Raw genomic sequence first — 19754 nt, 5'->3', positions numbered from 1 at the left:
GGTCGGCAAAGCGGACGGCAAGGAGCTAGGGCGTGGCAGACGGTAACCGGACGATGCGGGGCCGCATTCTCATCGTCGACGACGACACCGCGTTGTCGGAGATGCTCAGCATCGTGCTGCGCAACGAGGGGTACGACACCTATCTGTGCGCGACCGGTGACAAAGCGGTACCGGCGTTCCGGGAGTTCAAGCCCGATCTGCTGCTGCTCGACCTGATGCTGCCCGGGATGGACGGGATCGACGTCTGCCGGGCGATCCGGGCCGAGTCCGGAGTACCGATCGTGATGCTGACCGCCAAGAGCGACACGGTGGACGTGGTGCTCGGGCTGGAGTCGGGTGCCGACGACTACGTGGTGAAGCCGTTCAAGCCGAAGGAGCTGGTGGCCCGGATCAGGGCCCGGCTGCGGCGGATGGACGAGCCCGGTCCGGAGTCGCTGACCATCGGCGACCTGACCATCGACGTGGCCGGCCACTCGGTGAAGCGGGCCGGCGAGACGATCCAGCTGACGCCGCTGGAGTTCGACCTGCTGGTCTGCCTGGCGTCGAAGCCCTGGCAGGTGTTCACCCGCGAGGTGCTGCTGGAGCAGGTCTGGGGTTACCGGCACGCGGCCGACACCCGGCTGGTGAACGTGCACGTCCAGCGGCTGCGCTCCAAGATCGAGAAGGACCCTGAGCACCCGGAGATCGTCGTGACCGTCCGTGGTGTCGGATACAAGGCTGGTGCGGACTGATCGAGTACGGACGCGGCCAAGAGTCGCAGGCTGCCACCGGCACCGCCGACGACGCCGTCGTGGTGCCGGGTGACCAGCCCATCGGCCAGGCCGGTGGGCCGGCGCGGCCGACGGCACCGCCCGAGCAGGAGGTGGCCGAGTCCCGCGGGACGGAACTGGAGCTGACCGCCGCCGCGGCGGACTGGGCTGCCCAGCCGAAGCCACTGTGGCGGACGCACCCCAAGCACTGGCCGGACCACTGGCGCCGGTCCATCCAGGCGCGGATCGTCACCGGCACCCTGCTGATGTCGACACTGGTCCTGATCCTGGTCGGCTGGGTGATGATGAGCCAGGTCACCGACGGTGTCCTGGAGTCCCGGCGTACCAGCGCACAGGCCGAGGTACGCGCGCAGCTGGCGCAGTTGAGCAGCACGATCGACGCGGCGGACCGCAGCACGATCAACCAGCAGCTGTCCGAGCTGGTGCTCGGTACGAACCGCCCGGGGCTGTACGACGTGCTGCTGGTTCCGACCGACCAGGCGGCGTCCAACGCGATCCGCTACACCGGACTGGTCGACAGCGACTCCATTCCGCAGGCGCTGACGTCCTCGGTGATGAGTGACGGCTCCAAGCTGTACGACACGTACACCAAGATCAACTACCGGGAAGCGCCCAGCGTCCCGGGGCTGGTGATCGGTTCACAGATCCGGATCAACTCCACCGGTGACCGCTACGCCATCTACTTCCTGTTCCCGCTCACCGGGCAGCAGGAGACGCTTGACGTGGTCCAGCGCGCGCTGGTGACCGCAGGGCTGTTGCTGATCGTCCTGCTCGGCGCAGTGGCCTGGCTGGTCACCCGGCAGGTCGTGACGCCGGTCCGGATGGCCCGGCGGATCGCCGAGCGGCTGGCGGCCGGCAAGCTCGAGGAGCGGATGCAGGTCCGCGGTACGGACGACCTGGCCCGGCTGGCGGTGTCGTTCAACAAGATGGCGTCCAACCTGCAACGCCAGATCCGCCGGCTGGAGGAGTTGTCCCGGCTGCAGCGCCGGTTCGTTTCGGACGTCTCACATGAGCTGCGTACGCCGCTGACGACGGTCCGGATGGCTGCCGACCTGCTGCATGAGAGCCGCGACCAGTTCGACCCGATCAGCCGTCGTTCGGTCGAGCTGTTGCAGAACGAGCTCAACCGGTTCGAGGAGCTGCTGGCCGACCTGCTGGAGATCAGCAGGTTCGACGCCGGTGCCGCCGCGCTCGACCTGGAGGACGTCGACCTGCGGGACATCGTCACCAGGGTGCTGGAGAACCACGAGACGCTGCTGGAGCGGAAGGGCTGTCCGGTCGAGCTGGACATGCCGGCACCGTGCCGGGCCAAGGTGGACTCCCGCCGGATCGAGCGCATCCTGCGGAACCTGATCGGCAACGCCATCGAGCACAGTGAGGGGCTGCCGATCCGGATCAGCACGGCGTACGACGACGATGCCGCCGCGGTCGCGGTCCGCGACCACGGGGTCGGCTTCCGGCCGGAGGAGGCCGAAATGGTGTTCAGCCGGTTCTGGCGGGCCGATCCGGCCCGGGCCCGGACCACTGGCGGCACCGGACTCGGCCTGTCCATCGCGCTGGAGGACGCCAGGCTGCACGGCGGCCGGCTGGACGCCTGGGGCTCCCCGGGCGACGGCGCGTACTTCCGGTTGACGCTGCCGCGCCGTCCGGACGTCGCACTGACCGGATCACCGCTGCCGCCGCGCCCGGCCGACGCCACCCGGGTCGTCACCGAGCTGGTCGACGTCGGCGCGCCGTACCAGAAGCTGAACGGCGGTACGGACCGGTGAAGCGCAGTCTGGTCCTGGTGCTCCTGGCCGCACTCCTGCTCGGTGGCTGCGCGACGGTGCCGACGCAGGGCACCATCCGCAGTGGCGACCGGCAGGGCATCGCGCCGGACCTGGGTGGCGTCGGGGTGGAGGCGAAACCACCCCGGCCGAACGTGGACGAGCTCTCCCTGGTCAGCGGCTTCCTGGAGGCCATGTCCGACTCCCAGGCGTACGACGTGGCCCGCCAGTACATGACCTCGGACGCCGCCGCGAAGTGGCAGCCGGAAGCACAGACGATCGTGTACGACCAGACTCCCGACTCGCTCACCCGGAAGGGCGACGGGATTCAGCTGACCGCCCGCAAGATCGCCACGATCGGTCCGCGCGGCGAGTGGATACCGGCGCCCGCGAACGCCCGCGCCGACCTGTTCTTCAAGCTGAAGAAGGTGGAGAACCAGTTCCGCGTGGACTCGGTGCCGCCGGGAGCGTACCTGGGCAGCAACCAGGTCGACCTGAAGCTCGCTCCGCGTGACCTGTACTTCTTCAACCCGACCAGGGACATGCTGGTGCCGGACCCGGTCTACCTGCCGGTAAACCTCTCGCAAGGTCAGGCGGCCACCCAGCTGGTCCAGGAACTGCTGAAGGGCCCGACCGGCCGGCTGGGCAATGGCGTGGTCTCGCTGGCGCCGCCTGGCACCGAGGTGCAGGTGTCGGTGCCCACCGAGTTCGGTGTGGCAACCGTGGCGCTGAACGACGCCGCCAGCGGGCTCAGGGACCAGGACCGGCGGTTACTGGCCGCTCAGATCGTCTGGACGCTCAACCAGATCAATGTGCGCGCCAAGATCACCGTCGGCGGCGCGCCGCTGCTACCGGACGACCCGGACGTGCTGCCGTTCACCAGCTTCACCCAGTTCGACCCACAGGTACCAGGGGCGGCGCTGACCAAGCTGTTCGGTCTACGGGAGCGGCGGGTGCAGCGGATCGTCGGTCTGGACGGAGCGTCGGACATCGCCTCCCAGCCGCTGAACGGCGGACCGCTGTGGGCGCACCAGGCCGAGTCGTTCGCCGTCACGCTGCGCGGTGACGCCGGCGCGATCGTGACCAGCGACAAGAAGCAGGTCCTGTACGCGGCACTGGACACGTCCGACAAGAACAAGGACGCGGTCTCGGTGAAGGTCGACGGAGACACGCTGACCCCGAGCTTCGACAACCAGGACAACCTGTGGATCCTGGACCGCGCGAACGGCGAGCATCCGCGGCTGCAGGTCCGCGAACACGACGGCAAGCTCACTCCGGTGACCGTGGACTTCGGTGGGGACACCCCGGTGTCGTTCCGGATCGCGCCGGACGGTGTCCGCGCGCTGCTGGTGATGCACTCGCGGAGCACCGGCCAGAACTACGTACAGACTGCCACGGTGCAGACCAAGGACGGCGGTAAGCAGCTGCTGCTGACCGAGTTCCGGCCGCTCCAGCTGGCGCTCACCAGCATCAGTGACGCCGCCTGGAACAAGCAGGGCATCCTGGTGATCGGAGCGAGCAGCAAGGTCAGCAACTCGGCCCGCCAGGCCTGGCTGGTGAACACGGACGGTTCCAGCCTGCAGCTGTTGCCCGGCTCGAGCCCGGACTTCCGCCCGGAGCACGTCGCCTCGAACCCGAACAAGGACACCCTGCCGGTGATCCAGGACGACACCGGCCAGATCCACTGGCTCAGCAAGGACCTGCTCTGGGTCAGCATGGACTCGGACGGCAGCGCCGCGATCACGCCGACGTACCCCGGCTGACGATCGGGACTCCGGCAGCGCGTCCAGCGGTGTGACCGGGACCGCCGCGCGGTTGTCCACAGGCTCGCGACAGCGGGCTTGTGCGGACCCACCGCGCTCGGCGATCGTGGTGCGGTGCCGGCCCGGGATGTGTTCGTGGATCTCCTCCTGGGTGGCCGCTGCGCCGGCTGCGAACGCCCGGGGGTGACTCTCTGTGCTGGTTGCCGTCGGCTACTGGCCACGGCGACTCCGTTCCGTGCATGGCCCGACCCGCGGCCGGCCGGACTCGCGCCACCGACAGCCGCCGGGGCGTACGGTGATGAGCTCCGGGGCGTGATCATCGCCCACAAAGAGCATGCGCGGTACGGGCTGGCTCGACCGCTCGGGCAACTACTGGCGACCGCGGTTCGAGCGGCGCTGGGGGACCGGCGCGCCGGGTGGCTGTGTCCGGTGCCGTCGCCTCGGGCAACTGTTCGGCAGCGCGGCCACGACCCGCTCCGCCGGCTGACCGCCGTCGCGGTCAGATCCCTGCGCAGACAGGGATTCGACGTACGCGCGGCCGACGCGCTCCGGGTGATCCGGCGGCCCGAGGACCAGGCCGGGCTGTCCGCGGCGGCCCGGGCCGCCAACCTGGAAGGGGTGTTCGGGCTGCGTTCGCGCTGGGCTGAAACGCTGATCGATCAGCCGGTCCTGCTGGTCGACGACGTGATCACCACCGGTTCCACGCTCAGCGAAGCGGGCCGGGCCTTGGAATCGGGCGGGATCCGGGTCCTCGGCTGTGCCGTCCTGGCCGCGACCGCGCGCCGCCGGGCGTCTGGTTCATGAGAACTTCCCTACCGGTTTTCGCCGAAGCCGACTAGCGTTGGCCTATGACACCCGCTAGGGCTTGTCGGGCAGTGGAGTGGTGGAGGACCGGATCAGCCGGATTCCTCGCCACGGGGTCCGATGGGTTCGACAGCGGGTGTTCTGGTTTCGGGCACCGTCACCATCAGCACGGGGGTCCGGACAGGTAAAAGAAGTCGCCGATCGATGGAGGTTTCCGTGGACGTCGTTGTCAAGGGTCATCACTGCGAGGTCAGTGACCGCTTCCGGCAGTACGTCGAGGAAAAACTCGAGCGGATCGAGAAGGTCGATCACCGGGTACTGCGGTGCGAGGTGGAAGTCAGCCAGGAAAAGAACCCGCGACAGCACGATCGGGCGATGCGCGTCGAGCTCACCATGTACACCAAGGGTCCGGTGGTCCGCGCGGAGGCGTGCGGGGAGACCAAGCAGGCGGCGTTCGACGTCTGCCTGGACCGGCTCCGGTCCCAGGTCCGCAAGGCGGCCGACCGGCGGCGCGTACACGGTGGGCGGACGCCGGAAGGCCTACGGCACCTGAACGCCAAGCAGCCGCTCAACGGCACCGCACCGGTAGTGGAGGAACCAGTCGCCGAGGACGAGGTGGCGACACACAAGTACGGATCGCTCACGGTCACCGGCGACGGTCCGCTGGTGATGCGCGAGAAGACCCACACCGCCAAGCCGATGACCCTTGACCAGGCGCTCTACGAGCTGGAGCTGGTCGGGCACGACTTCTACCTGTTCGTCGACGCCGACGAGAACCAGCCGAGCGTGGTGTACCGCCGTCGCGGTTACGACTACGGCGTGATCCGGCTGGCCGTCTAGTACCTCGGGAGGAGCACGACGAAGGGGCCGGGCAGCTCGCCCGGCCCCTTCGCCACACCAGGCGCGGACCTAGCCGATCTGTTGCTGGAGCTCGGCGGCGTACGTGGCGACCTGCGCGTACACGCCCGGGTTCCCGGCGTCCGCGCAGCCGACGCCCCAGGAGACGACGCCGAACAGACGGCCGTTCAGCACCAGCGGGCCGCCGGAGTCACCCTGGCAGGAGTCCTTGCCGCCCTGCTCGTAGCCGGCGCAGATCTCTCCGTCGGCGGTGTAGCCCTCGCTGGCGTACGCCTTCTGGCAGTACGCGTCGCCCAGCACCGGCACGGTCACCTTCTGGAACGTGTCCTCCGGTCCGGTGCCTTCGGTGGAACCCCATCCGTACACGACCGACGCCGCGCCGGCCTTGTCGGCCGCCTTGTCGGTCTCCAGTGCGAGCGTGGCCACACCCTCGAACGGTGTCGCCAGCGTCATCACCGCGACGTCGTGCGCGGGCGACTTGCCGTACTCCGGGTCCACCCAGATGCTGCTGATCTTCGACACCTTGCCGCCGGTCTGGGTCAGCACGTCGCGGCCCTGGATCGCGGTGTACGTGGACGCCGCCTCCTGCGCGCAGTGTGCCGCGGTGACGATCTTGTTCGCCTTGACCAGCGTCGAACCGCACCACTGGCCGCTCGGCGACGGTGAGCCGCTGTTGTTCAGCGCGACGGCCCAGGGCGCGTCCGCGGTGTGGGCGACGGTGCCGCCGACGATCCGGTTCACCGGTCCGCCGGGGCGCTGAGATTGCTGAGAGTGCTGAGCGGCCGACGCGGAGCCGGACACCGCGACCGCGCCGATGGATGCCATGGTCAGGACACCGGCCGCCAGGGCAGCACGGATCACCTGCTTCTTTGCTGTCATGCCTCACTCCAGGGAGATAGGGGCCGCACGGGCGGACGGCCTCCCCGCCAGACTCCCCGAACACCATCCGTAGCGCACCTCCCACTTTCGGTAACTCCCGAGTTATGCCCACCACCCCTCCACCCCTCCACCCCTCCACCCCTCCGCGCCCCGCGCCCCGCGCCCGCGCCCCGCGCCCCGCGCCCGCGCCCCGCGCCCGCGCCCCGCGCCCCGCGCCCGCGCCCGCGCCCCGCGCTCCCGCGCCCGCGCCCCGCGCCGGAGCGCCGCCTCCGCTCCGCTCCATTTGGGAGGTGAACCTCTCAAATGCCCCCTTCACTCCCCGCATGCGGGGAGTGAAGGCACCGGATGCGGGGTTCACCTCCAAAATGGAGCGGAGGGGGCGGATGGAGCGGCGGGAGGAATGTCGGTGGGGGTCGGCAGAATGCGGGTATGACTGGTGAGGTGCTGACTCGGGCTCAGGCGCGGCGGATCGGGCTGGCGGCGCAGGGTTTTATGGATCCACGGCCGAAGGGGGTGCCGGACGGGCGGGCGTTGAACCGGGTGCTCGGGCGGATCGGGCTGATTCAGATCGACTCGGTGAACGTCCTGAGCCGCGCGCAGTACCTCCCGCTGTACTCCCGGCTCGGGCCGTACCCGCGCGACGTACTGGACCGTGCCGCGGGCAAGGCCCCGCGCCGTCTGGTCGAGTACTGGGCGCACGAGGCGTCGCTGATCCCGGTCGAGACCCACCCGCTGATGCGCTGGCGGATGGCCCGCGCGACCACCGAGGCCTGGGGCGGCCCGCGGTCGATCGCGAAGGAACGGCCGGACCTGGTCAAGCAGGTGCTCGCCGACGTCCAGTCCCAGGGGCCGCTGACCGCCCGGGAGATCGACGACGACGTGGAGCGGTCCAAGGACCACTGGGGCTGGAACTGGTCGGACGTGAAGCGGGCGCTCGAGTTCCTGTTCTTCGCCGGCGAGATCACGGTGGCCCGCCGGAACCAGCAGTTCGAGCGCATGTACGACGTGCCCGAGCGGGTGCTGCCTCGCGCGGTGGTGGACACGCCGACGCCGTCGCTCGACGAGGCGCACCGTGGGCTGGTGTCGATCGCGGCGAAGGCACACGGGGTGGCGACGGCACAGTGCCTGCGGGACTACTTCCGGACCGCGCCCGAGCCGACGCTCCAGGCGATCGCGGAGCTGGTCGAGGAGGGTGAGCTGCTGCCGGTCCGGATCGACGGCTGGAAGCGCCCGGCGTACCTGCATCGCGACGCGCGGCTGCCGCGCCGGGTGAACGCGCGGGCCCTGGTCAGCCCGTTCGACTCACTGGTGTACGAGCGCACCCGCACCGAGGTGCTGTTCGACTTCCGGTACCGGATCGAGATCTACGTACCGGCCGAGAAGCGCGTGCACGGTTATTACGTACTGCCGTTCCTGCTCGGCGACCGGCTGGTGGCGCGGGTCGACCTGAAGGCGGACCGGCCCGGCGGGGTGCTGCTGGTGCAGTCGGCGCACGCGGAGCCGAAGGCGCCGACCGAGACCGCCGAGGAGCTGGCCGCCGAGCTCGTCCAGCTGGCCGGCTGGCTCGGCCTGGACCAGGTCCGGGTGGCCGGCGGCGGCGACCTGGCCCCTGCGCTGAGTGACGCCCTACGAGCTGCCTGAGACGTCGCTGGGAACTTTCCGGCCCACCCGAGCGTGGGTCCAACATCGCAAGAGGGTGTCTGAGGACCCTGCACCTACTGCGGGGCACTCGGCACGGCACCTCGCCGCACGGGAGGAAAGGCCACGATGAAACCACATCGAGGCCTCCCCTCCCGCACGCCGAGCTACCGCGCCGAGCACCTCCTCGCTACGGTGCAGAGTCCTCAGACACCCTCCGAGGCACGCTGCGGGCGTGGCTTGGCGCGGCGGGACCCGTACGATGGGGGACGCACGCCCTCCGTCGGGTCGGTCGTGCCATGCGGCGACGCCCGCTTCCAGGCTTCAGCAGCAAGGAGAGAACTCCCCACCATGAAGGTTGTCGACAAGGTCCTGCGGATCGGCGAGGGCAAGATCCTCCGCCAGCTGCAGGGCATCGCGAAGATGGTCAACTCCATCGAGGACGACTTCGTCGGCATGTCCGACGAGGAGTTGCGCGGGCAGACCGCGGAGTTCAAGCAGCGGCACGAGAACGGGGAGTCCCTGGACGCGCTGCTCCCGGAGGCGTTCGCGGTGGTGCGGGAGGCCGCCAAGCGGACCCTGCACCAGCGGCCGTACGACGTGCAGGTGATGGGTGGCGCGGCGCTGCACCTCGGCAACATCGCCGAGATGAAGACCGGTGAGGGCAAGACCCTGGTCGGGACGATGCCGACGTACCTGAACGCGCTGTCCGGCAAGGGCGTGCACGTGGTCACGGTGAACGACTACCTGGCCAAGTACCAGGCCGAGTGGATGGGCCGGGTGTACCACTTCCTCGGCCTCGACTACGGCGTGATCCTGCCGGAGATGTCCCCGGCCGAGCGCCGGATCGCGTACAACAAGGACATCACCTACGGCACCAACAACGAGTTCGGCTTCGACTACCTGCGCGACAACATGGCCGGCAGCATCGAGGACTGCGTCCAGCGCGAGCACAACTTCGCGATCGTGGACGAGGTGGACTCGATCCTGGTCGACGAGGCCCGGACCCCGCTGATCATCTCCGGCCCGGCCGAGGATTCGCAGCGCTGGTACGTCGAGATGGCCCGGATCGCGAACACGCTGAAGGCCTGGACGCTGGCCGACGAGGCCGAGCTGAAGAAGAAGAACCCGCGGGTCACCGATCTGGAGATCGACGAGACCAAGCGCCGGGTCGCCGACTACGACGTGGACGAGAAGAAGCGGACGGTCGCGATCCTGGAGCGCGGCATCGAGAAGGTCGAGGACCGGCTCGGCATCGACAACCTGTACGAGTCGGCAAACACCCCGCTGATCAGCTACCTGAACAACGCGCTGAAGGCGAAGGACCTGTTCCACCGGGACAAGGACTACGTGGTGGTCGAGGGCGGCGAGGTGCTGATCGTCGACGAGCACACCGGCCGGACGCTGCACGGCCGTCGCTACAACGAGGGACTCCACCAGGCGATCGAGGCCAAGGAAGGCGTCGAGATCAAGGAGGAGTACCAGACCCTCGCGACGATCACGCTGCAGAACTACTTCCGCCTGTACAACAAGCTGGCCGGCATGACCGGTACCGCGATGACCGAGGCGAACGAGTTCTCCAAGGTCTACAAGCTCGGCGTGGTGCCGATCCCGACCAACAAGCCGATGATCCGGGTCGAGGAGCGGGACCTGATCTACCGCACCGAGGACGCCAAGTTCGACGCGGTGGTCAAGGACATCGTCGAGGTGCACGCGACCGGCCAGCCGATCCTGGTCGGTACCACCTCGGTGGAGAAGTCCGAGCGGCTGTCCCGGCAGTTGCTCAAGGAGAACATCGAGCACGAGGTGCTGAACGCGAAGCAGCACGAGCGGGAGGCCGCGATCGTGGCCGAGGCCGGTCGCGAGAACGCGGTCACGGTGGCGACCAACATGGCCGGCCGTGGTACCGACATCATCCTCGGCGGCAACCCGGAGTTCCTGGCCGACAAGGAGCTGCGGGCCCGCGGCATCGACCCGGCCGAGGACATCGAGCAGTACGAGTCCGAGTACCCGGCGCTGCTCGAGCAGTTCGAGAAGCAGGTCAAGGAGGAGCAGTCGAAGGTCCGCGAGCTCGGCGGCCTGTACGTGCTGGGCACCGAGCGGCACGAGTCGCGCCGGATCGACAACCAGCTCCGTGGTCGCGCCGGCCGGCAGGGTGACCCGGGCAAGTCCCGGTTCTACCTGTCGCTGGAGGACGACCTGATGCGGCTGTTCAAGCGCGAGATGGTCGACTGGGCGATGTCGCGGAACAACGACGACAGCCAGCCGCTGGAGAACAAGGTCGTCACCAAGGCGATCGCGTCGGCGCAGGGCCAGGTCGAGGCGCAGAACTTCGAGACCCGGAAGAACATCCTCAAGTACGACGACGTGATGAACCGGCAACGGCACGTCGTGTACGACGAGCGCCGCCGGGTGCTCGAGGGCGCCGACATGCGCGACCAGGTGCACGACATGCTCGAGGAGACCGTTACCGGGTACGTGCAGGGCGCGACCGCCGACGGCTTCGCCGAGGACTGGGACCTGGACGCGCTGTTCACCGCGATGAAGACGCTGTACCAGACCGAGCTGACCGAGGAAGAGCTGATCGAGGAGGCCGGCGGCGAGAAGTCCGGCCTGACCCAGGACTTCCTGATCGAGCGGTTCCTGGAGGACGCGAACGCGGCGTACGAGCGGCGCGAGGAGCTGCTCGGCGAGGAGGCGATGCGCGAGCTGGAGCGCCGTGTCGTACTGAGCGTGCTGGACCGGAAGTGGCGCGAGCACCTGTACGAGATGGACTACCTGCGCGAGGGCATCGGCCTGCGCGCGATGGCGCAGCGCGACCCGCTGGTCGAGTACCAGCGCGAGGGCTACGACATGTTCGCCTCGATGATGGAGTCGATCAAGGAGGAGTCGGTCGGCTTCATCTTCAACGTCGAGGTCGACATCGAGGCGATGCGGGCCGAGATGGCGCTCAGCGACGAGGCACAGCTGGCCGACCTGGACCCGAACGGTGAGGGCCTGGAGGGGCGCCGGATCGAGGACATCCTCAAGCCCGGCGCGCCGGTCGCGGAGTTCGCCGGCCGGACCGCGGACGACGACGGCGAGGAGCGGCCGCAGGACGCCCCGCGCCCGCGGGACACGCCGCGGCTGCGGGCCAAGGGCCTGTCCGACGGCAGCCGTCCGCAGCAGCGGCTGACCTACTCGGCGCCGACGATCGACGGCGACGACGAGGTCTCGGTGCACCAGGACGCCGTCGAGGACGGCAAGCTGGAGTACGCGGGTACGCCCCGCAACGCGGCCTGCCCGTGCGGTTCGGGCAAGAAGTACAAGCGCTGCCACGGCGACCCGCAGTCGGACGCGTACAAGTTCTGAGCACCTGGAAGGGCTGGTCCACCCGGACCGGCCCTTCTGTGTTCCCCGCGGAGGGTCGCCTCGTATGCAGCTACCGGATCTGAATCTGTTGCCGGCCCTGGACGCGTTGCTGCGCGAGGGCAGCGTCGCCCGCGCTGCGGAGCGGATGAACATCTCGGCGTCGGCGATGAGCCGTACGCTGACGCGCCTTCGCCGAGTGACCGGTGACGAGCTGCTGGCACCTGCGGGGCGCGGCCTGGTGCTGACCGAACGTGCACGGCAGTTGCAGCCGGCTGTCGAGCGGGCGCTGGCGGACGCGCTCAGCGCGCTGCGGCCGGTGCCGCCCAAGGACCTGGCGTCGATCGAGGCGGTGCTGACGCTGCGGAGCAGCCCGGATGTGCATATGCTGTTCCTGCCGCCGCTGGAGCGTCGGCTGCGAGTCGAGGCGCCGAGAGTGCAGTTGCGGTTACTGCCCGAAGGAGACGATGACCCGACCGTGCTGCGGCATGACGACATCGATCTCGACCTTGGTCACTACGGCGCCTTGCCGGCCGATATCCGTAGCAAGCGGCTCGGGGTCGAGCGGATGGTGGCCTTGCTGCACCGCGACCATCCGCTGGCTGCCGGGCCGATGACTTTGGAGGCGTTCGCCGCCGCCGAGCAGCTCACCGTTTCGCGGCGCGGGCGGCTGCAGGACGTACTCGACCGGGCTTTGCAGGAGCAGGGTCTGGCGCGTACGGTGCGCGCGACCACCTCGACGTCCTGGGCCGCCGCGCTGACTGTTCTGAACGGCGGTGCGCTGGCGATCTTGCCGAGCCGGGTCGCGGCGCACTACGCCGAGGTGCTGCCCGTGGTGTACCGGCCGATTCCGTTGGAGCTGCCAACAGTCGAGTTCGCGATGGCGTGGCATCGGCGGAATGACGACGTCCCAGTACACGGGTGGTTGCGCGCGGCGGTGGTGACGATTGTGGACGACTTGCTCAGTCCTTAGCTCATCACTCCAGACCGCGTTTTCCGGGCGTCCAGAACGGTTTGGTCAGTACCGAGCGCCGTTGCCAGCCGCGGTCTTGCACCAGTTGGGCGCGGACCGCCTGAACCGTGCGCGCTTCTCCGGCGACGTAGGCCACTCGGGAGGTTCCGGCCGGCAACTCCAGCTCGCGCAGCGCCGTGAGCAAGGATTCCGACCCGGCTGCAGGCGCGCCCTGACGGTGCAGCCAGGTGAGGCGGCCGTTGGCCTGCGTGTCGAGGGGCAGCTGATCAGCGGGACTGTCGACCTCTACCACCGCGTCGTACAGTGCTCCGGCCGGGAGTGCCCGCAGCATGGAGCCGAACGCCACCGATGCGGTCTCCTCGCCGATGAACAGGTGGTAGGTGGCGTCCGGCCGCAGCGTGAACCGGCCCTCGGGCTTGGTCAGCCATACTTCATCTCCCGGTTGCACCTGGCGGGCCCATTCCGCGCCCGGACCGCTGACCCCGTGCTCCAGAACGCAGAGCTCCAAAGTGGTTTCGTCATGCGTCCACACCGAGTACGTCCGCAGCAGTCCGGCGCGCCAGCTCGACGGAGCGAAGACATCGTTGACCTGCAGTCGGACCTGCTGGCCCGGCTGGTACTCGTAGTCCTTGATTGCCGGACCGGTCAAGCGGATCTTGCGGAACCGCTTGGCGGCATGCTGCACCGACACGACCCGAGCTCGTTCGAAGAACAGCTCCAGTAGACGTTCCTTCACCTGATATCCCTTCGTCGCGTTCAACCTTCGGTCCGCGCGATGCAAGGGACAAGTTCCGAATCGTCAGGGCAGGCATGCGTTCGGTGCATGCTGTCCCGTACGAGTGCCGCCGGCGTTCAGCAGGTCTTGCGGACGTACTCGGCATCACCCGCCGGCGACACGTTCAGGTCGCGCTGCACGATCGACAGCGTGCCGCCGTACCGCGTGCAGGCGGTCTTCCGGCCCTGATCGGTGTACTCGATCACGATCACGTTGTTGCCGAAGGCGCCGACATAGTCACCGCATTCGCCGTACTGGCCGCACTCTTCGGCGACGGCGAAGTCCAGGCCGACGGTCTTCCGGTCACCGGCCAGGTCGGACGCGTTCTTCTGCCCGATGGCAAGGCCCTTCGAGTGCGCGTGCGCGGCCAGCAAGGCCGCGAACTCCTTGGCCTGTGATGCCGTCAGCAACTGCTTCGAACGGGTGTAGCTGTCGTAGTTGTCCGGCTCGATTGCCTGATAGCCCTTGGCCGCACAGCCGTCGATCCAGCCGTTGACCTTGGCGGCGATCCGGTTCCGCTTGTCGGCGGTGCGCAGGTCGAGCAGCGCCTCGTCCCAGTCCTCGTCGATCACAACGTTGCCCTTGGCATCGCGGAGCAGCAGGTCGGCGGCCCACTGTCCTTCCTCGCCGGGCTGCACCTGGAAGGCGTTCACGTAGCAGATGTTGTAGAGACCGGCGGCCGGCGCGGCGGCCCGGTCCCGGGTGACTACCTGGACGCCGGCGGGTGGGGCGTACGCGCCGCCGAGCTGGTAGTCGAACTCGGCATGCGGCGGCGGCAGGAGGATGGCCACGGCGTCGGCGTGGTCGGCGGGCAGGTCGCGTTCGTGGTCCCGGGTCAACAGGTAGCTGGCTCCGGCGACGACGAGAACGGCTGCCGTGACGGCGGCGAGCAGGCGGCGAGTGCGCCTGGAAACGATCTGCTCCATCAGTGCGAGACGCTATCTCACCACCACGCTGACGTCGCACCGATCTCATGCCTGACGCTGCGCCAAGCTCTTGACAGCGATGATTTAAACCGGTTTGAATAGCTTTTAAACCGGTTTAAACGGAGGATCGCGTGACGAAACGACCGACCATCGCGGATGTGGCCCGGCGCGCCGGGGTGTCCAAGGGGTCGGTCTCGTTCGCGCTCAACGGGCGGCCCGGGCTGGCCACCGCGACCGTCGACAAGATCCTCGCGGCCGCGGACGAGCTCGGCTGGCGGCCGAGCAACCGGGCCCGCTCGCTGTCGGTCTCGAAGGCGTTCGCGCTCGGTCTGGTGATCACCCGGGATCCGGCCGTGTTGTCGTCGGACCCGTTCTTCCCGGCGTTCATCGCCGGGGTCGAGAGCGTGCTGTCCGAGCACGGGCAGGCGCTGGTCCTGCAGGTGGTCGCCGACGGCTCGGAGGCCGATGGGTACCAGCGGCTCGCACGGGACGGCCGGGTCGACGGGGTGTTCCTCTCCGACCTGCGGTACGACGACCCGCGGATCGACTTGCTGGTCGAGCTCGGACTGCCGGCGGTCACGCTGAACCGCCCGGACGGGGAGTCGCCGTTCCCGGCCGTCGTACTGGACGACCGGCCTGGCATCGTCGCGGTCGTCCAGCACCTGCTGGAGCTCGGGCACACCCGGATCGCGCATGTGGCCGGCCCGTCGGCGTTCGTGCACGCGTCCGCGCGTTCGACGGCGTTCGTCGAGACGCTGACCGTGGCCGGGCTGGAGCCGGTGGCGGTCGAGGCCGGCGACTTCACCGCGGCCGGCGGGATCGAGGCCACCCGGCGGTTGCTCGCGCTGCCGGAGCCGCCGACCGCGATCGTGTACGCGAACGACCGGATGGCGATCGCCGGCCTCGGCGCCGCGCAGGCAGCCGGCCTGACCGTGCCGGACGACCTCAGCATCGCCGGCTTCGACGACAGCGAGCTCGCCGAGTACGTACACCCCGGCCTGACCACGGTCCGGGCCGATCCGTTCCACTTCGGCGTCGCCGCCGCCCAGACCCTGAACCGGGTCGTCGACGGCGAGGCCGAGATCCTCGACGTCGAGCTCCCGCCCGCTCAGCTCGTCCGTCGCCGCTCCACCGCCGTACCCCCTGTTCAGGCGCCTGCATAGTGCCCCGCGCACCAGGCGTTCCAGGCCCCTAGGAGGACCTATGAAGCTCCAAGCTGGACTGCTGGCCGTTGTCCTGGCCGGTTCGCTCGCCGCCTGTGGTGGTAGCGGCGGCGCTGGTGACGCCGACGCCGCCGCGAAGGCCCGCGGGCCGATCACGATCTGGTACTCGAACAACGCCGAAGAAGTGGCCTGGGGCAAGCAGATGGTCGCGGCCTGGAACGCCGAGCACGCGGACCAGAAGATCACCGCGCAGGAGATCCCGACCGGGAAGTCGTCCGAAGAGGTGATCGGGGCCGCGATCACGGCCGGCAACGCGCCGTGCCTGATCTTCAACACGTCACCGGCCTCGGTATCGCAGTTCCAGAAGCAGGGCGGGTTGGTGCCGCTGGACGCGTCCTACATCGAGGAGCGGTCCGGCGAGGTGGCACGGCAGTACAAGTCGCCGGACGGGAAGTACTACCAGCTGCCGTGGAAATCCAACCCGGTGATGATCTTCTACAACAAGAAGATCTTCGCGAAGGCCGGCATCACGAATCCGTCCCTGAAGACGTACGACGAGTTCCTCGCGACCTCGCGCAAGATCGTCGCGTCGAAGGCGGCGAAGTTCGCCATCTATCCGGCGCCGAGCAACGAGTTCTTCCAGTCCTGGTTCGACTTCTACCCACTGTTCGCGGCCGAGAGCGGTGGCAAGCAGTTGGTTGCCGACGGCAAGGCTCAGTTCGCCGGCGACGAGGGTAAGAAGGTCGCGGACTTCTGGCGGACGATGTATCAGGACAAGCTGGCGTCACCGGAGAAGTACACCGGGGACGCGTTCGTCGACGGTACGGCCGCGATGGCGGTGGTCGGTCCGTGGGCGATCGCGACGTACCAGGGCAAGGTCGACTGGGGCGTCGTGCCGGTGCCGACCTCGGCCGGGAAGGCGCCGGACGAGATCCACACCTTCAGTGACGCGAAGAACGTCGCGATGTACTCCGCCTGCAAGAATCGCGGCACCGCGGCGGACGTACTGAAGTTTGCCACCAGCAAGGAACAGGACGGGAAGTTCCTGGCCGCGACCGGACAGATGCCGTTGCGTAAGGACGTCGCGACCACGTACGCCGACTATTTCGCCAAGAACCCGGATTACCAGGGTTTCGCGAACCAGGCATCGCGTACGGTCGAGGTGCCGAACGTACCGAACTCGATCACGATCTGGCAGACCTTCCGGGACGCGTACTCGAAATCGGTGATCTTCGGGCAGCAGGACACCGGCGCGGCCCTCGACGGCGCCGCCCAGAAGGTCGACGAACTCGTCAAACAATCATGAGACGTGGACCGCTGGCCCGGGTGCTGGGCGCGCATCCGATCGGGACCGCGTTCGTCACGCCGTACGTTGTCTTCCTGGCCGCGGTGTTCGCGTATCCGCTCGGGTTCGCGGTGTACATGTCGTTCCACGACTACTTCTTCGCGGCGCCGGGCGCGGTCGTGGATCGGCCGTTCGTCGGGTTCGCCAATTACGTGACGGTGTTGTCGGATCCGGCCGTACGGCGTGCGTTCGGGAATGTTCTCGTTTTCCTGGTGATCAACGTTCCGCTGACGGTCGTACTGTCGCTGGGTCTTGCGAACGCGCTGAACGCGGCGATCCGGTGGCGTACGTTCTTCCGGGTTTCGTACTACGTTCCGTACGTCACCGCCGCGGTCGCGGTCGTGGGGGTCTGGCTGTTCCTGTTCAACTCGAACGGGCTGGTCAATTCCGTCCTCGGGCCGCTCGCGCCGGACCCGTCCTGGCTGGTGAACTCGGGACTGGCGATGCCGACGGTGGCGATCTACGTGACCTGGAAACAGCTCGGATTCTTCATCCTGCTTTACCTGGCCGCGCTGCAGAACGTGTCCAAGGACCTTTACGAGGCCGCGTCGATGGACGGCGCGGGGCGGTGGAAGTCGTTCCTCAACGTGACGGTGCCGGGGGTGCGGCCGGCGACCACGCTGGTCGTACTGCTGGCGACGGTCACCGGCGCGAACCTCTTCACCGAGCCGTACCTGTTGACCGGAGGCGGTGGTCCGGACGGAGCGTCCGCCTCGCCGGTACTGATCATGTACCAGCGCGGAATCGAGCAGGGAAACCCGGACGTCGGCGCCGCGATCGGCGTGCTGCTGGTGATCGGTGTCCTGTTGCTTGCCTTGATCGAACGCAAGTTCGTCGGGAAGGAGGACTCGTGAAGCGTAAGTTCGTCGCGCTGCTGATCGGCGCTTTCGTGTTCCTGTTCCCGTTCTACTACATGCTGATCGGCTCGCTGCAGAGGGAGCCGGACCCGTCGGTCGGCGGCGCGTTCCCGCAACCGGGAAACCTGACTGGGCACAACTACGCCGAGATCAACAAGGCGATCGACCTCGGCCGGTCGCTGATCAATTCGGGCATCTTCACCGGTGGCGTCATCCTCGGTACGTTGGTGTTCGGCGTACTCGCGGGCTATGCGCTGGCGCGGCTGCAGTTCCGCGGCCGGGGCCTGGTCTTCAATTTGATGCTGCTGATCCAAGTAGTTCCGTTTCAGCTGCTGACGATTCCGCTGTACGTGCTGATCGTGCGCAGTTACGGGCTGGCCGACTCGTACCTCGGGATGATTCTGCCGTTCCTGATCAACTCCACCGCGGTGTTCGTTTTCCGGCAGTACTTCCTGCAGTTGCCGGCCGAGTTGTTCGACGCGGCCCGGATCGACGGGGCGTCGGAGTTGAGCATTCTGTGGCGGGTCGCCGTACCGCTGGTTCGGCCCGCGCTGCTGACCGGCGTACTGCTGACTTTCATCGGGCCGTGGAACGAGTTCCTCTGGCCGTTCCTGATTACCAAGCAGCAAGACCTGCAGCCGCTCGCGGTCTCGCTGTCCAACTACCTCACCACCGTGTCGGCGCGGGCAGCGAATCCGTTCGGCGCGGTCCTCGCCGGGGCGTGCGTACTGGCCGCTCCGGCCGTCGCATTGTTCGTGATCTTCCAGCGCCGGTTCATTTCCAGCAACCTGTCGTCCGGCGTCAAAGGCTAATTCCAGAAGGGCTTTCCGTGACTGTTCCCTATACCCTCACCCGCGTCGGCGTACTGATGACGGCCGAGCCGGGCAACGACCTCGAGGCCGAGGGGGTGCTGAACCCGGCCACCGGGCACACTCCCGACGGAACGTTGTACCTGCTGCCGCGGCTGGTTGCTACCGGCAACGTATCTCGGGTCGGCCTGGCGGAGGTGCTGCTCGACGACGGCGTTCCGGCCGGCGTACGCCGCGAAGGGGTCGTGCTCGCGCCGGACGAGGGGTGGGAACGGGGCAAGAACAACGCCGGCGTCGAGGACCCGCGGGTGACGTACGTGCCGTCGCTCGGGCTGCATGTGATGACCTACGTCGCGTACGGGCCGCTCGGCCCGAAGCCGGCGCTCGCGGTTTCGTCCGACCTGCGCGAGTGGCGCCGGTTGGGGCCGTTGCACTTCGAGTACCAGCCCTCGCTGGACACCGATCTGAATCTCTTTCCGAACAAGGACACGGTGTTCTTTCCCGAACCGGTGCCCGGTCCGGATGGCGAGCCGTCGTACGCGATGCTGCACCGGCCGATGTGGGACCTCGGCTGGTTCCGCGAGGGCGAAGGCGTGCACCTGCCGGCCGGGGTCACCGATGACCGGCCGGGGATCTGGGTGTCGTTCGTTCCGGTCGCGGAGGTTGCGGCCGACGTACGCAACCTGGTCCATCTGCGGCAGCACCGCTTGGTCGCGATGTCGGAGCACCCCTTCGAGGAGTTGAAGATCGGTGCCGGTCCGGCGCCGCTGCGGGTGCCGGAGGGGTGGCTGGTGATTCATCACGGCGTCACCGGTGAACAGCCCGCGGGATTCGATCCGACCACGCAGAAGGTCCGGTACGCGGCTGGGGCGCTGATCCTTGATCCCGCTGACGTCACGCGGGTGATCGCCCGTACCTCCGAGCCCTTGATGGTGCCGGAGACCGAGGAGGAGAAGGTCGGAACGGTCGGCAACGTCGTATTTCCCACCGCCATCGAGGAGGTCGACGGCGTCCGGTACGTGTTCTACGGGATGGCCGACGCCGCTATCGGTGTCGCCCGCCTGGATCGAACGGAGTAAC

At 68.3% G+C, this 19754-nt stretch carries 16 protein-coding genes; 13 read left to right on the top strand and 3 right to left on the bottom strand.

The genetic code is table 11. The annotated features are described in order from the left end of the window. The first annotated feature begins 53 nt into the window (after window positions 1-53). The 5 genes from mtrA to hpf all read left to right on the top strand — a co-directional run bounded on the left by mtrA (window position 54) and on the right by hpf (window position 5943). A complete protein-coding gene (gene mtrA, locus HDA44_RS18885; RefSeq protein WP_141859693.1) occupies window positions 54-731 on the top strand; it encodes an MtrAB system response regulator MtrA in 678 nt (225 codons plus the stop codon). Between the two features lie 59 nt (window positions 732-790). Continuing rightward, window positions 791-2539, top strand: a complete 1749-nt coding sequence (mtrB, locus tag HDA44_RS18880; RefSeq protein ID WP_319039046.1) for an MtrAB system histidine kinase MtrB — start codon at window positions 791-793, stop codon at window positions 2537-2539. After that, complete coding sequence (locus HDA44_RS18875) at window positions 2536-4299, top strand: LpqB family beta-propeller domain-containing protein (RefSeq protein ID WP_184836229.1); 1764 nt, start codon at window positions 2536-2538, stop codon at window positions 4297-4299. The genes mtrB and HDA44_RS18875 overlap by 4 nt, the downstream gene beginning before the upstream one ends. A 135-nt stretch (window positions 4300-4434) precedes the next feature. Next, the gene (locus HDA44_RS18870; RefSeq protein ID WP_337906131.1) at window positions 4435-5103 is read left to right on the top strand and encodes a ComF family protein; all 669 of its coding nucleotides are present in this window, start codon (window positions 4435-4437) and stop codon (window positions 5101-5103) included. Window positions 5104-5319: 216 nt separating this feature from the next. Next, complete coding sequence (hpf, locus tag HDA44_RS18865) at window positions 5320-5943, top strand: ribosome hibernation-promoting factor, HPF/YfiA family (RefSeq protein ID WP_184836225.1); 624 nt, start codon at window positions 5320-5322, stop codon at window positions 5941-5943. Window positions 5944-6012: 69 nt separating this feature from the next. Here hpf and HDA44_RS18860 read toward each other — a convergent pair whose 3' ends face one another. Then, window positions 6013-6840, bottom strand: a complete 828-nt coding sequence (locus HDA44_RS18860; RefSeq protein WP_184836223.1) for a S1 family peptidase — start codon at window positions 6838-6840, stop codon at window positions 6013-6015. 429 nt (window positions 6841-7269) lie between these two features. Here HDA44_RS18860 and HDA44_RS18855 point away from each other — a divergent pair, with 429 nt between their 5' ends. From HDA44_RS18855 to HDA44_RS18845, 3 genes are all read left to right on the top strand, one after another. Next, window positions 7270-8481, top strand: coding sequence for a winged helix-turn-helix domain-containing protein (locus HDA44_RS18855; RefSeq protein ID WP_184836221.1), 1212 nt, complete (start codon window positions 7270-7272; stop codon window positions 8479-8481). Between the two features lie 348 nt (window positions 8482-8829). Then, the gene (gene secA, locus HDA44_RS18850) at window positions 8830-11829 is read left to right on the top strand and encodes a preprotein translocase subunit SecA (protein ID WP_184836219.1); all 3000 of its coding nucleotides are present in this window, start codon (window positions 8830-8832) and stop codon (window positions 11827-11829) included. Between the two features lie 64 nt (window positions 11830-11893). Then, complete coding sequence (locus HDA44_RS18845) at window positions 11894-12799, top strand: LysR family transcriptional regulator (protein WP_184836217.1); 906 nt, start codon at window positions 11894-11896, stop codon at window positions 12797-12799. 4 nt (window positions 12800-12803) lie between these two features. On the opposite strand, the gene HDA44_RS18840 is transcribed toward HDA44_RS18845, so the two are convergent. Both HDA44_RS18840 and HDA44_RS18835 read right to left on the bottom strand, forming a co-directional pair. Then, entirely contained in the window at window positions 12804-13535 is a 732-nt protein-coding gene (locus HDA44_RS18840; RefSeq protein ID WP_202887428.1) for an SIP domain-containing protein, read from the bottom strand. Window positions 13536-13651: 116 nt separating this feature from the next. Further along, window positions 13652-14500 (bottom strand): endo alpha-1,4 polygalactosaminidase, encoded by an 849-nt coding sequence (locus tag HDA44_RS18835; protein WP_184836215.1) that lies wholly within the window; start codon window positions 14498-14500, stop codon window positions 13652-13654. 131 nt (window positions 14501-14631) lie between these two features. Here HDA44_RS18835 and HDA44_RS18830 point away from each other — a divergent pair, with 131 nt between their 5' ends. From HDA44_RS18830 to HDA44_RS18810, 5 genes are read left to right on the top strand one after another with little or no spacing between them, the layout of a single operon-like run. Beyond that, window positions 14632-15663: a substrate-binding domain-containing protein gene (locus HDA44_RS18830; protein ID WP_184836213.1), complete on the top strand. Its 1032-nt coding sequence runs from the start codon at window positions 14632-14634 to the stop codon at window positions 15661-15663. 40 nt (window positions 15664-15703) lie between these two features. Beyond that, window positions 15704-16969 (top strand): extracellular solute-binding protein, encoded by a 1266-nt coding sequence (locus tag HDA44_RS18825; protein ID WP_184836211.1) that lies wholly within the window; start codon window positions 15704-15706, stop codon window positions 16967-16969. Further along, window positions 16966-17862: a carbohydrate ABC transporter permease gene (locus HDA44_RS18820; RefSeq protein ID WP_184836209.1), complete on the top strand. Its 897-nt coding sequence runs from the start codon at window positions 16966-16968 to the stop codon at window positions 17860-17862. Before HDA44_RS18825 ends, HDA44_RS18820 begins: the two co-directional genes overlap by 4 nt. Continuing rightward, entirely contained in the window at window positions 17859-18677 is an 819-nt protein-coding gene (locus HDA44_RS18815) for an ABC transporter permease subunit (RefSeq protein WP_184836207.1), read from the top strand. Before HDA44_RS18820 ends, HDA44_RS18815 begins: the two co-directional genes overlap by 4 nt. 17 nt (window positions 18678-18694) lie before the next feature. Further along, entirely contained in the window at window positions 18695-19753 is a 1059-nt protein-coding gene (locus tag HDA44_RS18810; protein ID WP_337906128.1) for a glycoside hydrolase family 130 protein, read from the top strand. Window position 19754: the final 1 nt, after the last annotated feature.

Source organism: Kribbella solani (genome assembly GCF_014205295.1).
Taxonomy (GTDB): domain Bacteria; phylum Actinomycetota; class Actinomycetes; order Propionibacteriales; family Kribbellaceae; genus Kribbella; species Kribbella solani.
The sequence above is the reverse complement of the archived record's forward strand: the minus strand, read 5'-3'. Positions and strand labels throughout refer to the sequence as shown.